The 15,348-nt window shown below is 56.9% G+C and carries 12 protein-coding genes and 2 tRNA genes; 8 read left to right on the top strand and 6 right to left on the bottom strand.

All coding sequences use genetic code 11. The annotated features are described in order from the left end of the window. Positions 1-165: 165 nt before the first annotated feature. Positions 166-242: transfer RNA gene (locus tag LN244_RS00290), tRNA-Arg, on the bottom strand. A 292-nt stretch (positions 243-534) separates the two neighbouring features. On the opposite strand from LN244_RS00290, the gene LN244_RS00285 reads away from it, so the two are divergent. The 4 genes from LN244_RS00285 to LN244_RS00270 all read left to right on the top strand — a co-directional run bounded on the left by LN244_RS00285 (position 535) and on the right by LN244_RS00270 (position 5,320). Beyond that, complete coding sequence (locus LN244_RS00285) at positions 535-966, top strand: c-type cytochrome (RefSeq protein ID WP_239040871.1); 432 nt, start codon at positions 535-537, stop codon at positions 964-966. Between the two features lie 409 nt (positions 967-1,375). Beyond that, positions 1,376-2,287 carry a phosphate/phosphite/phosphonate ABC transporter substrate-binding protein gene (locus tag LN244_RS00280; protein ID WP_239040870.1) on the top strand — a complete coding sequence of 304 codons (912 nt, stop codon included), beginning with the start codon at positions 1,376-1,378 and terminating at the stop codon, positions 2,285-2,287. Beyond that, positions 2,284-4,485: a putative bifunctional diguanylate cyclase/phosphodiesterase gene (locus tag LN244_RS00275; RefSeq protein WP_239040869.1), complete on the top strand. Its 2,202-nt coding sequence runs from the start codon at positions 2,284-2,286 to the stop codon at positions 4,483-4,485. Before LN244_RS00280 ends, LN244_RS00275 begins: the two co-directional genes overlap by 4 nt. Next, entirely contained in the window at positions 4,409-5,320 is a 912-nt protein-coding gene (locus LN244_RS00270) for a hypothetical protein (RefSeq protein WP_239040868.1), read from the top strand. Before LN244_RS00275 ends, LN244_RS00270 begins: the two co-directional genes overlap by 77 nt. A 17-nt stretch (positions 5,321-5,337) precedes the next feature. Here the strand turns inward: LN244_RS00270 and hisF are convergent, their stop codons facing one another. The 4 genes from hisF to hisB are packed head-to-tail and all read right to left on the bottom strand — an operon-like array spanning position 5,338 to position 8,151. After that, positions 5,338-6,111 (bottom strand): imidazole glycerol phosphate synthase subunit HisF, encoded by a 774-nt coding sequence (hisF, locus tag LN244_RS00265; protein WP_239040867.1) that lies wholly within the window; start codon positions 6,109-6,111, stop codon positions 5,338-5,340. A 13-nt stretch (positions 6,112-6,124) separates the two neighbouring features. Further along, positions 6,125-6,865 carry a 1-(5-phosphoribosyl)-5-[(5-phosphoribosylamino)methylideneamino]imidazole-4-carboxamide isomerase gene (gene hisA / locus LN244_RS00260; protein WP_239040866.1) on the bottom strand — a complete coding sequence of 247 codons (741 nt, stop codon included), beginning with the start codon at positions 6,863-6,865 and terminating at the stop codon, positions 6,125-6,127. 41 nt (positions 6,866-6,906) lie between these two features. Beyond that, positions 6,907-7,554, bottom strand: a complete 648-nt coding sequence (gene hisH / locus LN244_RS00255) for an imidazole glycerol phosphate synthase subunit HisH (protein WP_239040865.1) — start codon at positions 7,552-7,554, stop codon at positions 6,907-6,909. A gap of 3 nt (positions 7,555-7,557) precedes the next feature. Further along, positions 7,558-8,151: an imidazoleglycerol-phosphate dehydratase HisB gene (hisB, locus tag LN244_RS00250; protein ID WP_239040864.1), complete on the bottom strand. Its 594-nt coding sequence runs from the start codon at positions 8,149-8,151 to the stop codon at positions 7,558-7,560. 147 nt (positions 8,152-8,298) lie between these two features. Between hisB and LN244_RS00245 the strand changes: the two genes are divergently transcribed. The 4 genes from LN244_RS00245 to LN244_RS00230 all read left to right on the top strand — a co-directional run bounded on the left by LN244_RS00245 (position 8,299) and on the right by LN244_RS00230 (position 11,902). Further along, positions 8,299-10,446 carry an AsmA family protein gene (locus LN244_RS00245; RefSeq protein ID WP_239040863.1) on the top strand — a complete coding sequence of 716 codons (2,148 nt, stop codon included), beginning with the start codon at positions 8,299-8,301 and terminating at the stop codon, positions 10,444-10,446. Beyond that, positions 10,443-11,486, top strand: a complete 1,044-nt coding sequence (gene mutY / locus LN244_RS00240; protein ID WP_239040862.1) for an A/G-specific adenine glycosylase — start codon at positions 10,443-10,445, stop codon at positions 11,484-11,486. The genes LN244_RS00245 and mutY overlap by 4 nt, the downstream gene beginning before the upstream one ends. Positions 11,487-11,500: 14 nt before the next feature. Next, positions 11,501-11,773, top strand: coding sequence for an oxidative damage protection protein (locus LN244_RS00235; protein ID WP_239040861.1), 273 nt, complete (start codon positions 11,501-11,503; stop codon positions 11,771-11,773). Between the two features lie 53 nt (positions 11,774-11,826). Further along, positions 11,827-11,902 (top strand) — tRNA-Phe (locus LN244_RS00230). A gap of 197 nt (positions 11,903-12,099) precedes the next feature. Here the strand turns inward: LN244_RS00230 and LN244_RS00225 are convergent. Further along, a complete protein-coding gene (locus LN244_RS00225; RefSeq protein WP_239040860.1) occupies positions 12,100-15,342 on the bottom strand; it encodes a PAS domain-containing protein in 3,243 nt (1,080 codons plus the stop codon). Between the last annotated feature and the right edge of the window lie 6 nt (positions 15,343-15,348).

The following is a 15,348-nucleotide window of genomic DNA, read 5'->3' as shown; positions in this document are numbered from 1 at the left end:
CTGTCTTGATTCGATACCCGCGCATGATAGCAACCTCACCGTGTCAGTGCTGCTGCTTCCTTGGTCGTACCTGTTTTCGTACCCTGATTCGTACCCTTTCCGAAAACCAAAAGACCTAACAAGCCTTAATTTTCAAAGTGTTACGCTGTTCTTGAAGGGAAAAAATGGCGCGCCTGGAGGGATTCGAACCCCCGACCAACAGGATCGGAACCTGCTACTCTATCCAGCTGAGCTACAGGCGCGTAATGGAAGTGTTTGCGGCCACATATACTACGGATGAAGCCCCCATTTGCCAAGCAAATTCTCAGGCCCCTGCAAACAGCTTGTACGGGTTCTTTGGTTGCAAACACCCCTGTAAATCGCTTCATACTGTCTAAACGCAATTTCCGTATGGGCATTTTTGCCGGTATAATCCTTCGTCAGATTTTGTGAGCGCAGTCATGTCTGCACTGGCCCTGCCCCGCACATTGCATATTAAGGCCGTACGCCAGGCATCGCTGCCCCAACAACTTACCAAGTGATGAGGTCGTGACTGTGAAAAAATTTGCTGCCAAAGCTGCTTCCGCACTCTGCGCATTCGGTCTGAGCATGGCGATGACTGCCTCCGTTCAGGCGGCTGCCGACAATGAAGCGATCATTGAGCGCATTAAGCCGGTAGGCTCTGTTTGCGTTCAGGGCGATGAAAACTGCGGCGGTGCTGCTTCTGCAGCCGCAGCCAGCACCAGCGGTGCTCGCTCTGGCGAAGAAATCTACACCGGCAAGTGTGCCGCCTGCCACGCCAGCGGCGTATTGGGCGCTCCGAAGTTTGGTACCAATGAAATGCAGCTGCGCCTGGATGAGAAAGGCATGGAGACCCTGCTGTCCCACGCCATCAACGGCTTTAACGCCATGCCCCCGCGCGGCACCTGCAGCGACTGCTCCGATGAGGAGATTGAAGCTGCTGTCAATCACATGCTGGGTCAGTAATCTGACCGCATGACGATAAAAGGCTGCTTCGGCAGCCTTTTTCGTATTTATCGAACCCTCATACTGTAAACATCAGGCCTTCATGGAAAGAAGCCATGTTTAAACCCCACTTCCTCTTCTACGTAATCACCTCGCCTGGCCACCTTCTCATGCAAGGCGCCAAAGCTGATGTGAGCCACTGATTTCACCTGAGCTTTGAGCAGTGCAACAATGCCAGCAAACAGCAAAACGCCGCTGCTGTTCCTCTGGAGAGGGCTAGCCATCTGCTATCGGTTGCACGATAGGGTTTCACGGCCGCGACCCGACACTCTTTGTCCTTTTCAGATGCCTGCGCTCAGACTGCAGTTAGAGTGTGCAAAGTCTGGCATTAACCGGGTGTCTCACGTAGGATTTTGGATTCTCACTTACAATGTCACCCCATCGCATGGATAGACCTTCGCTTCTCGGCACTGTGACCCTGCTACTCGCCTGCTGCCTGCTGTTTTTCGGCAGAACAGCCTATGCTCAGACCCTGGTATTGGCTCAGATCAGCGATCGCCCCAAAAAGGATTACCGCCAGTTGCGCCCGATGGCTGATCATATTGTTCAGGCAATGGCCCCTTTTGGCTTTCGCCGTGCTGAGGTCCGCCTCTATCCGGATCTGCCTGCTTTCGAACAGGCTATTCGCAATGGCCAGGTCCACTGGATCACGGAAACACCCCTGACCGCTGCACGCCTGTATCAGCATCAGCTGGCCATACCCGTTGCGCGCAAGTGGAAAAGGGGACAGCAGACCTACCAAAGTCTGATCTATGTAGCCAAGGACAGCCCCATACACAATCTGGGCGATCTGGCCGGCAGGATCATGGCCTTCGAGCATCCCGACTCCTTCACCAGCTTTTTCCTGCCACTTCAGGCTCTTCGCCAGGCCGGCATGACCCTGGTCCCTCTGGACTCCCCACATCAGTCGGTTCCTGCCGACAAGGTTGGCTACACGTTCAGCCGCAATGAGCGTAACAATCTGCTGTGGGTCGACAAGGGGATTGCAGCCGCCGGCGCACTCAATGATGGCGACTGGTCAATTCCTGATCGACTGCCTGCCGAACTGGTGCAGCGAATGCGTATCATCCACCGCTCGCCCTCCTACCCGCGCGCTTTCGAAATGGTAACCTCCACTCTTGAACCAGAAGCGCGAGAAGCATTACAACAGGCACTGCTCTCACTGGACCCGGAGCGTGACAGGCCCCTGCTCCAACGCTATGAGAAGAGCAGCCGGATTACGCCTCTGGAGGCGGGTGACCTGGACCTGCTGCGATCACTTGAGGTTGAAACTCTGCCATGAGGTCACGTATTACCAGCTCCCTGACGCGACGCCTGACCGCTGGCTTTGCTGCTCTGATACTGATCCTTGCCGCTGTTCAGTCCGTGCTGCTGGTCAAGAGTTTCCATGAGTACAGCCGTTTTTCCATCGACCGCGGCAATACCCACCTGACCAATGTGCTGAAGGGCCAGCTTGAACGTGACGCCAAACTTCTGGGACAGACACTCTCGTCTCAGCTCGATATCCCGCTCTATCATTTGGATCTTACTGAGATCGGCGACCACCTGACCAAGATTCAGCGTACGCAAAATCTGGAATATGCCTACCTGTTCAACTCTCGGGGCACCCTGTTGCACGATGGCAGCAGTACGATTCCCGAATTCGGCTTGCCCGCCGAAGTGCTCATTCCGTTGCAACCGAGCAATCAGCTGGAGATACGCTGGCAGGATGACCGCTTGCATCTGGTGCAACCTGTGAACGCAGCAGGCCATATCGTTGGTTACCTTGCACTGGCGGTCGATTTTTCCGAGGCGCTGCACAGCCTGACGACCCATAATCAGGAGCTCCAGTCTGCCGCCAAAACCAAGGAACGCGAGGTATTGACGCATCTGGTACTGGTCACTGTTCTGCTGTTGCTGGTCGCCCTCTGGATTGTCTACCGATTTTGTCACCACCTGTTTAAGCCTCTGCAGGCACTGGCCGAGAAAAGCCTGCGTTATGGTGAAGGCGACCGCAGCATCCGTTTCGATATCGCTCAGGAGGGGGAGATCGGACAGCTCGGGAGAGCACTGGAGCAGATGCGACGTGGCCTCGAGCAAAGCCACCATCAGACCAATCAGCTGGCATACCTGGACAACCTGACCCAGCTGCCCAACCGGCACTGGTTCCAGCAGTCACTGGACAGCCTGATCAAACGCGCCCAACAACGCTCTCAGCGCCTGGGGGTATTGTTTATCGATCTCGACCACTTCAAGGAGGTCAATGATACCGCCGGCCATGAGATGGGCGACCTGCTGCTGTTCGAAGCAGCTGCGCGGCTTCGCAACCTGCTGCTGGAGCTTGACCTGTCCGACCCTGACGATGATGAAGTGCTGTTGGCACGTCTGGGCGGGGACGAGTTTGTCACGCTGTATCCGGATCTTGCCAGCAGCGAGCATGCCGCGGAGCTGGCCAGGCGCATCGCCGAAGTACTGGATGATCCCTTCCTGATCGATGGCCGCTATTTCCGCATCTCCAGCAGTATCGGTATCACCGTCTACCCGGATGACGGTATCACCAGCAGCGAAATTCTCAAGCATGCGGATATTGCCATGTATGCCGCCAAGCAAAGTGGCCGCAACCAGTATGCGTTTTTCTCGCCACAGATGAACCAGCAGCTGCATCAGAGAATCGAGGTACTTCAGGGCGTACGCACGGCGCTGGAACAGGGGCATTTCCATCTGGAGTACCAGCCGGTCCTGAGCCTGGCCGATGGTCGTATTCGTGGAGCCGAAGCCCTGCTGCGCTGGCACCACCCCGAGCAAGGCCTGATTTCACCGGGGCTGTTCATCCCCACCATCGAGGACTCTGACCTGATCGGGCCTGTCACCGAATGGGTTGCATGCCAGGCAGTACAGGACCTTCTGCAGCTGCAGCAACTCAAACCAGGCTTTTCGATCTCCATCAACATCTCCGGGGCCGCACTGCATCAGGACAGCACACGAGATTTCCTGACAGAACTCAAGCAGCGCGAGCAGGTACCGGATAACTGCCTCAACGTGGAGTTGACGGAAACCAGCATGATTCGTCATCTCGATGACTGCCGCCAGACCCTGAAACAGTGGAAGGCAGCAGGCATGAATATCTGGATCGATGATTTCGGTACCGGTTACTCATCTCTGAGCTACCTGCACCAGCTGCCGATCGACGGGCTCAAGATTGACCGCAGTTTTATCCGGGAACTCAAGCCCGGCAGCAGCAATTCGCTGGTCGCAACCATTATGACGCTGGCCGAGTCGATGAACCTTTACGTGGTGGCCGAAGGCATAGAAACAGCCGATCAGCGAGACTGCCTTGCCCGTCTTGGTTCCTGTCTCGGGCAGGGCTTTGGCCTGCATCGCCCCATGCCTCTGAGTGCCCTTCAACAACTCCTGGAAGCAGAAAATGACACACTGGCTGCCGATGTTCGGTCTGATACTGACAGTTCCGCTGTGCGCTATGGAGCTGAAGCTGAAAAATGACCTTGAGTATACCCGCGGCCCGGTTACCAACAGCATCCAATACAAGGATGACGGCAGTTTTGACGAACGTGACCAGCGCCAAAAGACGGGTTACGAGAACCTTACCCTGCTGCTGATCACCCAGCCTGTCCATGATCAGCTGGACTGGCAGACCCGTCTAGGCATGCGGTACGAGCGCACCCGTGACAGCAAGCGCGAGTATCGTGAGGACGGCTCCTTGAAAAAGGATAAAAGCCGTACCGAATGGCAGACGACACCGATCATCGGACTGGGGTTCTCATACGACCTCGGGCGCCAGCTGGGCGGCTTCCAATGGCGACTGGATGGCTACCACGACCGCTTCATTGATGTCGCCTACAAGGCAACCAGCCTCGCCGAGGATGCGAAGCCACGTGCAGGCCGAGGGCGAGGCTATGAGAGCCGGTTACGCCTTCAAGCCGAGTACATGACACCGGTCAGCAGCCTCTTTTTCCAGCCTCGACTGGAACTGAAACATGAATACTTCAGCCAGTGGTATGACAGTGCCCGTGGACGCCAGGAGGCAGCCGAACAGGAACTGCAGTACGAAGCGGGTCTTTGGCTAAGCTGGATTCCGCCACTGGATGGCTGGGAAGTCACGTTCGGACCGACCTGGCAACGTGAAGACAAGGCAGAACGTGAGCCAGAGACATCCCATTGGGCGTGGGAGGATGAAGAACGCTGGCAGGGTCTTATCAAACTGGAATATGAGGCTCCGATGCCGGGCTTCGAGTTCGAATTCAAGCTGGAACGGGATCTGAACGGCCCCGATAAGGACAAGATGAAGTACGAAGCCGGACTCAGCTACGAGTTCTGAGTCCGGCGTTCACGGGATCAGAGACGAACTTCGATCCCGTGCTGGCGCATATATTCCTTTGCCTGCGGAATGCTGTACTCGTTGAAGTGAAAAATCGAGGCTGCCAGAACAGCATCGGCTTTGCCTTCGATACAGCCTTCCACCAGGTGGTCCAGATTACCCACACCACCGGACGCGATCACCGGGACATGAACCGCCTCACTGATGGCGCGAGTGACACCGATATCATAGCCGTTCTTGACGCCATCCTGGTCCATGGAAGTCAGCAGAATCTCGCCGGCCCCGAGGTCGACCATCTTTTTCGCCCATTCAACGGCATCAATTCCGGTCGGCTTGCGGCCACCGTGGGTAAAAATCTCCCACTTGTCCGGTTCGCCCGGCTGGCTCACCTTCTTGGCGTCGATTGCGACCACGATGCACTGACTGCCGAAACGCTCGGCCGCTTCGCGCACGAAGTCCGGGTTCTTTACCGCGGCGCTGTTGATCGAGACCTTGTCGGCACCGGCATTGAGCATGGTGCGGATATCTTCGCAGGTACGGATACCACCACCGACTGTCAGCGGAATGAATACCTGAGAGGCCATCTTCTCCACGGTATGCACCATGGTGTCGCGCCCTTCATGGGTCGCGGTAATGTCGAGGAAGGTGATCTCGTCAGCGCCCTGTTCATCGTAGCGCTTGGCCACTTCCACCGGATCGCCGGCATCACGGATATCGACGAACTGAACCCCTTTCACCACGCGGCCATTCTCCACGTCGAGACAGGGGATGATGCGTTTTGCCAGTGCCATACTGCTATCTCTCTCAGTTGCCGGTGAGCTCGTCGCTCAGCGCCTGAGCTTCGGCCACGTCCAGGGTGCCTTCATAGATGGCACGGCCGGTGATCGCGCCCAGGATACCCTGATCGGCGACCTTGGCCAGCGCCTTGATGTCTTCGATGTTGGTCACGCCACCGGAGGCGATTACCGGAATGCCGGCTTCACGTGCCAATTCTACGGTCGCTTCCACGTTCACGCCCTGCATCATGCCGTCACGGCTGATATCGGTGTAAACGATGGCGCTGACACCGTCGTTCTTGAACTGCTTGGCCAGCTCCACCGCCTTGATGTCCGTGATCTCGGCCCAACCGTCAATGGCTACGAAGCCGTCCTGAGCGTCCAGGCCCACGATGATGTGACCCGGGAACTGCTTGCACATTTCCGTCACGAAGCTCGGATCCTTCACCGCCTTGGTGCCGATGATGACGTACTGCACGCCGGCATCCAGATAGGCCTGAATAATCTCGGCAGAGCGGATACCGCCACCGATCTGGATCGGCAGATCCGGATAGGCTTCGGCAATCTTTTTGACAATCTCGCCATTGACCGGTTCACCGGCAAAAGCACCGTTCAGGTCAACCAGATGCAGACGACGGCAGCCGGCTTCAACCCACTTGGCCGCCATCTCGACAGGGTTATCGGAAAATACGGTGGAATCATCCATACGGCCCTGACGCAGACGAACGCAGGCACCATCTTTGAGGTCAATCGCGGGAATAATCAGCATATCGGCTCGAATCCAGAATAATCAGTCAAAAAATGTCAGGCTCAGGGACGGCCGTCCCAGTTGAGGAAGTTCTGCAACAGCTGCAGGCCTACCTTCTGGCTTTTCTCAGGGTGGAACTGCACCGCAAAAACGTTATCGCGGGCGATCGCCACATCGAAGTCGACACCGTAGTTGCAGGTCGCGGCCACCAGCTCGCTCTGTTTCGCCTTCACGTAGTAGCTGTGCACGAAATAGAAACGGCTACCGTCCTCAATATTGGCCCAGAGGGGGTGATCCTGGGTCTGATAGACCTGGTTCCAGCCCATGTGCGGTACTTTCAGCCGCTCGCCATCGGCATCCTTGAGGTCATCGCCAAAGAAGTTGACGCGCCCTTCGAACTCGCCGAGGCAGTCAACGCCGTTGTTCTCTTCGGAGAACTCCATCAACGCCTGATAACCGACGCAGATGCCCAAAAACGGCTTGCCGGAGGCAATCGCTTCACGCACTTCGGCATCGACACCCAGGCGACGGATCTCTGCCATACAGTCGCGAATGGCGCCCACGCCAGGCAGCAGCACACGGTCGGCACTGCGCACCAGTTCGGGATCAGCCGTCACACGCACCTCTACACCAGGCTGGACATGTTCCAGCGCCTTGGCGACCGAGTGCAGGTTGCCCATGCCATAGTCGATTACTGCAATGTTGCTCATGACTTACAGGCACCCCTTGGTGGACGGCATGATGTCCGCAGCGCGCTCATCAACGGTCAGTGCCATGCGCAGAGCACGACCAAACGCCTTGAAGATGGTCTCGGCCTGATGGTGGGTATTCTTGCCTTTCAGGTTATCGATATGCAGCGTCACCATGGCGTGGTTGACGAAGCCGTGGAAGAACTCGGAGAACAGATCCACGTCGAAGTTGCCGACACGACCACGTGTGAACTCGACGTTCATTTCCAGGCCGGGACGGCCTGAGAAGTCGATCACTACGCGAGAGAGTGCTTCATCCAGCGGCACATAGGCATGTCCGTAACGATAGATGCCCTTTTTATCGCCTACCGCCTGCTTGAACGCCTGGCCGAGGGTAATGCCAATGTCTTCTACTGTGTGGTGATCATCGATGTGCAGGTCGCCGATAGCGCTGATCTCCAGATCGATCAGGCCATGACGGGCAATCTGATCCAGCATGTGATCCAGAAAAGGGACACCGGTATCCACATCCAGCTGCCCGGTGCCATCAAGGTTTACGGCAACAGTGATCTGGGTTTCCAGCGTGTTGCGGGTTACCTGGGCTTTACGCTCGGCCATCTTTCTCTCCGCCTGGGATTTACGAAAACGCTCATTATACATCCAACCGCGGCTTAACGGCAGGTTCATACTGCGGGATAACAAAGGATCATTCAGATCCGCTATACTCAAGCTCGTCTAATGTTCAGGGAAATGACGGGACCTTTCATGAAAGCAATCAAGCTGATTTTCGCCCTGCTGCTGGGCCTGCTGCTCCTGATCGGAGTTGCACTGGCAGCCCTTACCACACTGATCGACCCCAACGACTACAAGAACGAGATCCGTAATGCGGCGCTCGAGCAGGCTGGCATCGAACTGAAGATCGACGGTGATATCGGTTGGTCCTTCTACCCTTGGCTGGCGCTGGAACTGAACCAGATTGGGGTCAGCTACCCTAACAAGCCGGCATTGGGTCAATTGAACCGTGCCGAAGTCTCGGTCAGCATTCCCGCCCTGATCGGTGGCGAACTGCAAATGAACCGACTGCTGGTCGACGGCCTTGCACTGGAGCTGGTACAGGACCGTCAGGGCGGCAATAACTGGACCCCGACCAGCCCCGCGGCTGGCGGCGAAGCACAGGACCAGACATCAGGGGAGTCGGACAGCGCGGCATCAAGCTCACGTGAAAAAGGCCTTTCGATCGATATCGAAGCGATCGAGATCCGCAACGCTGCGCTGACCTTTACCGATCAGGCGAATAACAGTCGTATCGAACTGAGTGATCTCAACCTGACGTCAGGCCGGATCAGCGAAGGAGAGGCGTTCCCACTGGAGCTGGGAGCCAGCCTGCGTCAATTCACTGCTGAACAGCTGCAACTGCACAGCCGCGCCACGCTCGAAACTCAGGTAACACTCGATCTGGCAGGCAACCGTTACCAGCTGTCCGGCCTGACCAGCACACTGGAACTGATTGAAGGCGCCAGCATTCCGGCGGCATTGAAATTCGGCCTTGCCGCCGACCTGGACGCCCGTCTCAATGAGCAACAGGTCGATATTCGCCAGCTGAAGATTGATGCTGATCCTCTGACCCTCAGCGGCGAACTCAGCCTGAGCAGCTTCAGTCAGCCTCAGCTCAGTGGTCAGCTGAGCAGCAATACGTTCAACCTTAAACAGCTACTGACCACCCTTGGCCAGGCAGCTCCGGAAACCAGCGACAAGAACGCTTTGACCGCTCTCGCCTTCAGCGCCACCCTGGGAGGCCCTGCCGGTACCGTTCAGCTGAAGCCCTTGAGCCTGCAGCTGGACGATACCCAATTTAACGGTGAGGCCAGTTTCGGCCTGGATAGCCAGCAGATCGGTCTGAAGCTCAAGGGTAATGCACTGGATGCCGACCGCTATTTGCCGCCGGCAACCGAGACGACCCCGTCTCAGGCCCAGGCGGGTTCTGGCTCAAGCAAAGGCTGGCCCAAGGATGAAATCATCCCCATGGAACCCCTGCGCGCGCTCAATCTCAATGCCGAACTTGATCTCGAAAGCCTGAAGATCAATGGTATTCAGTTGGGCAAGCCGGGATTGACCCTCGCTGCCAGCAACGGCCTGATCAAACTGACCCGCTTCAACACCAGTGCCTTTGAAGGCCAGATCAGTACCACCGCTCAGCTGGATGCCCGCAAGGCGCCTCTGCGCATCAGCCTGGCACCCCGTGTAACCGGTTTGCAGCTGGGTAACGCCCTGAAAACACTGGCCGATACCGACGTTGTGGCAGGCAAGCTGGACAGCCGCGCCGACATCAGCATGAGTGGCCAGTCGATTCACGCCTGGGTCAACTCTCTGAACGGCAGCGCCAACGTGCAGATGGCTGAAGGCCTGCTCAAGGGTATCGACGCTGCCCAGTCCATGTGCCAGGGCATCAACAACCTGTCCGCACTCTGGATCAACGCCGAGCAGGTAGACAAAACCACGCCCTTCGCCGATCTGGGTGCGAACTTCAACATGCGTAACGGGGTCGTCAGCAACAACGATCTGACGGCCAGACTGGATGCCATGACAGTCGCTGGCCGGGGCAACGTTAACCTGCCTCAGCAGGCGCTGGACTATCGCGTGGGCCTGACCCTGGAAGGCAACCTGTTCAACGAAAGCTGCTCGGTAAACAATCGACTGGAAGGGGTGGAGGTACCGGTCAACTGTAAGGGTGGTTTCTACGATGAACCTGCCAAGTTGTGCCGTCTCGATACCAGCTTCATCTCCAACATCATCAAGGCAGAAGCCAAACGTAAGGTGGAAGAGAAAGTGGGCAGTCAGGTCGAGGAAAAACTGAAGGAAAAACTGGGCGAGGAAGGCGCCGGTCAGGTGCTCAAGGGGCTGTTCGGCCGATGACATCTGAGCAGTTCCACAGCGCCGTGCTGGCCTGGTTTGACCAGCACGGCCGCCACGACCTGCCCTGGCAGGCCGAGAAAACCGCCTACTTCACCTGGATCTCGGAGATTATGCTGCAACAGACCCAGGTGAAAACGGTCATCCCCTACTTCCAGCGTTTTATCGCGCGTTTCCCGACCGTACATGATCTGGCAGACGCCGATCAGGACGAGGTACTGCATCTGTGGACCGGGCTGGGCTACTACGCCCGTGCCCGCAACCTGCACAAGGCTGCACGCATCGTCAGTCGTGACCTGGGTGGCGACTTCCCCAAAAGCGTCGAAGAGATGGAGGCCTTGCCCGGCATCGGCCGATCCACGGCAGGCGCCATCATCTCCATCTCGACCGGACGACGTGCCGCCATTCTCGATGGCAACGTCAAACGTGTACTGGCCCGTTTCTACGCCGTGGAAGGCTGGCCGGGTACTCCCGCCGTGATGAAAGAGCTCTGGGCGCATGCCGAACGTAATACGCCGGACCATCGCGTGGGCGACTACACCCAGGCGATGATGGATCTGGGGGCAACGGTCTGTACGCGCAGCAAACCCGGCTGTCTGCTCTGTCCCTTGCAGGCCGATTGTCAGGCCAGAGCCTTGAACCTGACCGATCGCTTGCCCTCTCCCCGCCCGAAGAAAACCTTGCCGGTCAAGCAGACCATGATGCTGTTGCTCCGCAACGAGAATGGTGAGGTACTCTTGCAACAACGCCCTCCCAGCGGCATCTGGGGCGGGCTTTGGAGCTTGCCCGAAGTCGCCGACCTGCGTGACGCCCCTTCAACCCTCGGGCTGGAACTGGACGACAGTGCCACTGAAGTGCTGGAGCCGTTGCGCCATACCTTCAGTCACTACCATCTGGATATCACTCCCGCACGGGTGCAGGCCAAAAACCCCACAAACTCTGTCATGGAAGGCACGCCGGCACTCTGGTATAACGTGGAGCAACCCGCAAATATTGGCCTGGCGGCACCGGTCAAGCGACTGCTTGAGCGCTACGCCAGCTGAACCGGAGATCATCAATGAGCCGTACCGTTTTCTGCCGCAAGTACAAACAGGAACTGGAAGGACTGGACCGCCCGCCTTACCCCGGCGAACTGGGTCAGAACATCTTCGACAATGTATCCAAGAAGGCCTGGCAAGAATGGACCGATCATCAGACCATGCTGATCAACGAGAAGCACTTGAACCTGATGGATCCGGAGAGCCGCAAGTACCTGCAGCAGGAAATGGAAAAGTTCCTCTCCGGTGAAGAGTACGATCAGGCTGAAGGTTACGTGCCGCCGGAAAAATAATTTCGGCAAGTGCTTGACCTGTGGGGCGGTTTCCGATTAAATACGCCCCCGTTGCCCAGATAGCTCAGTCGGTAGAGCAGGGGATTGAAAATCCCCGTGTCGGTGGTTCGATTCCGCCTCTGGGCACCAAGATTCCTCAAAAAAGCCTCGTGAAAACGGGGCTTTTTTGTTTCCGGAATTTGACAGCCTCCTCGCCCAGCGATCACTGGAATCTGACAGTTACAGCCGCATCCGGCTATCGACCGGCCTGACAGTCCTTTCCCGATACAGGCGGGCAGAAGGCCCATTCAACCGATTGCGTCAAACAGGCAACAACTGTTGAACGCTTACCCAGTCTCCTGATCCAGTACCAGAATCTCCTCAATCGCCTCGAGAAGCACGGGCACTTCAAGCGGTTTGGTCAAATAGCGCTTGAATCCGGCCGCTAACCCTTTCTCAATATCCCTGCTCATGGCGTTGGCGGTCAGGGCGATGATCGGCGTATCGGCGAATGCCGGTATCTGCTTCAGAATCTTCAGCACCTGGTAGCCATCCAGGCCAGGCATGTTGATGTCCAGAATCACCAGATCCGGATGCGATTGTTTAACCAGCTCTATCCCCAGGTCTGGCGTATGGGCATCCAGGAGTTGAACGCCCGGGTAGCGCCCCAGTATCCCGCGTATCAGCTTGATATTTGACGGATTATCATCCACATAGACAACCGTCTTGCAGGGCATTCTCTGCTCGGTGGCAACCGTCCTGGTTGCAGCCGGCAAGTCATCTTCTGGCTCTGCCTCAGTGTCCAAAGGCATATCAATCCAGAAGCGGCTGCCGATGTTCAACTGACTGTCTGCCCCTATGCTCCCCCCCATCAGTTCAACCAGCTGCTTGGTCAACGTCAGCCCAATCCCTGTGCCTTCGATACCGCTTTTCTCGGCTCCGATGCGGTTAAACGGCTGAAACAGCCCTTCCAGACCTTCGGATGAAATGCCATACCCGGTATCCTCAAATATCAGCCGCAGCACATTGCCCTCACGCAGTTCACTGCAGAGTGAGACACTGCCATGATCACGGTTGTATTTGACCGCATTTGACAGCAGATTCAGGATCACCTGCTTGAGCCGCGTCTTATCGGCGATGACCCGCACGGGTTCGAGATGATCGGCCAGCAGCCTGATGCCTCTATCCCTGGCCAAGGGACGAACCAGGCTGCAGCTCTCGCTGACCAGATCGGACAGATCAACCGGTTCCAGCGAGATCGTCATATGACCCGATTCGACCTTGGCAAGATCAAGGATTTCGTTGATCAAATCAAGCAGATGGCGCCCCGCTTTAAGAATTTCATGCACGCTGTCCTTGTGTTCTGCTGCCAGGTCGACGTCATATTCCATTAACTGGCCAAAGCCCAGAATGGCATTCATGGGCGTGCGCAACTCATGGCTCATACTGGACAGGAAGTGGGACTTGGCGCGGTTGGCACGCTCAGCTTCATTGCGTGCAGCAATCAATGCGGCTTCATCCTCTTTCATCCGCGTGATGTCACTGTGGATCCCGATCATCCGCAAGGGTTTGCCATCAGAGTCATGCTCTACCACGACGCCACGGCACAGGACCCATTTGTAACGGCCGTTTTTGCACCTCAGTCTCAGCTCAACGTGATAGCGCTCTCGCCTGCCCGCCAGATAGTCTTCCAGAATTTGGCTGACTCCAGGCATATCATCAGGATGCACACTCTCGGTCCAGGTGCTGATATGGTGTGGCAGTTCATCCTGCTCGTAGCCCAGCATCTCCATATAAAGCCGGGAATGCGTCATGGCACCGGTGCTGATATTCCAGTCCCAGATCCCGTCGCCGGCCCCTTCAACCGCGAACGCAAAGCGCTCTTCCGTTTCCCTCAGTTTGCGCTCCGACTCAACCCGCTCGGTAATATCCTGCACCGTACCGGACAGGCCAATCAGGTTACCGGCTGCATCCCTTTCAGGCTGGCCCAGTTGATGAACATAACCCATTGAGCCATCAGGACGGATGATGCGGTTAATGACATCAAATCCACCCGACACCGTGGATTTTGCATAGGCCTGCTGCACGAGGGTACGGTCACTCGGATGGACAAGCTCCCAGAAGGCGTGAATGCTGGGAGGCTCCTGCGCTGACTGACCACCATAAATTTCGGCGGCGATGTCCGACCACTGCAGACGATCAGTAACGTAGGTGTAGCTCCAGTTGCCGATTCTCGCCAGGCGCTGAGCGCTTTGCAGCTCGGCCTCTCGCTTTTCAAGCCTGAGCTGTGTTTCCTTGCGCTCGGTAATATCCTGCACCACGCTGAGCAGCTTGGCCGGTGAGTCATTGCCGCCCTGCACCAGGGTGCCACGCTCCATCAGCCAACGCACTTCGTCCGCGGAGTCCTGCCTGATAATTCTGTATTCGATCTCGTAACTGCTTTCAGCTTCAAAGCCGTTGAAGTGCGCTTCCCTGAACAGATCTCGATCTTCCGGATGCACCGCACGGAACAATTGCCCCAGGCTTGGCTGAAGCTGATCAGGGAAACCGAACAGCGAGGGGATCTGCTCTGACCAGAAAAACTCACCGGAGACCAGATCACTTTCCCAGGTACCGATATTGGCAAATTTCTGCCCCAGACGCAGACGCTCTTCGGTCGCTGCCAACTCCCGGGTTGTGTTGAATCGGGCCATGGCACTGAGCAACATGTTGGCCAGCAGTACAACCTGGTCACCACATTCTTCACGCCATGTCGGTTGCAATTGCTCCGACGAGAACAGGATGACTCCTTCCATTCGGCGCTCGCCATTCAGGGGCACAACAAGCAAATCCCCCTGGTACTGTTCTGCCGAAAGGCCGGGGACTGCCTGAGCCAGATCTGCGAGTGTAAAGAATCGCGCCCGATCCCGGCTGGATCCGAGATCATGCATGAACGAGTTCAAGGCCGCGTCGAGTGGTCGTTGCCGGACTGCGTCACCGTTGGCCAAGGGCCAGTCAGTTTGCAACACGAGAGCCCCTCGTTCGACTCGGAAGAGCGAGGCACTGCCGGCACCAAGCACTGTGGCTGCGTCTGCCAGCACCTCATGCAAGACCTGCCCATAGTTTGAAGGCTGCAGCGCCAACAGGCGCTGGGCCACCCGCGTCAGGCACTGCTGCATCTCGCTCTGCCTGAGCAGCTTCTCCTGAACCGCCTGAACGTGAGTGATATCGGTGCGAATGGAAACGTACTGAAACGGTTTTCCCTGAGCATTCAGGAAAGGCGTAATCGTGGACTCCACCCAGTAGAGCGTTCCGTCCTTTCGACGATTACAGACCTCTCCTTTCCACAAACGGCCCGAGGTGATGGTCCGCCACATGTCTTCGTAGAAGGCTGGCTCATGCCGGTCAGACTTCACGATTCGATGGGTGTTACCCAACAGTTCATCACGGCGATATCCGCTGATCTCGCAGAACAGGTCGTTCACATAGGTAATACGGCCGGCAGCATCGGCCACACTGACAATGGCATGCTGGTTCAGTGCCGCAAACTGCCGTTCCCATTCGTATTCCAGCCGCGCCGAGCCGGGATCAAGCCTGATCATCTCAATCATGTCTTC

Source organism: Marinobacterium sediminicola (assembly GCF_022343685.1).
Taxonomy (GTDB): Bacteria; Pseudomonadota; Gammaproteobacteria; order Pseudomonadales; family Balneatricaceae; genus Marinobacterium; species Marinobacterium sediminicola.
The sequence above is the reverse complement of the archived record's forward strand: the minus strand, read 5'-3'. Positions and strand labels throughout refer to the sequence as shown.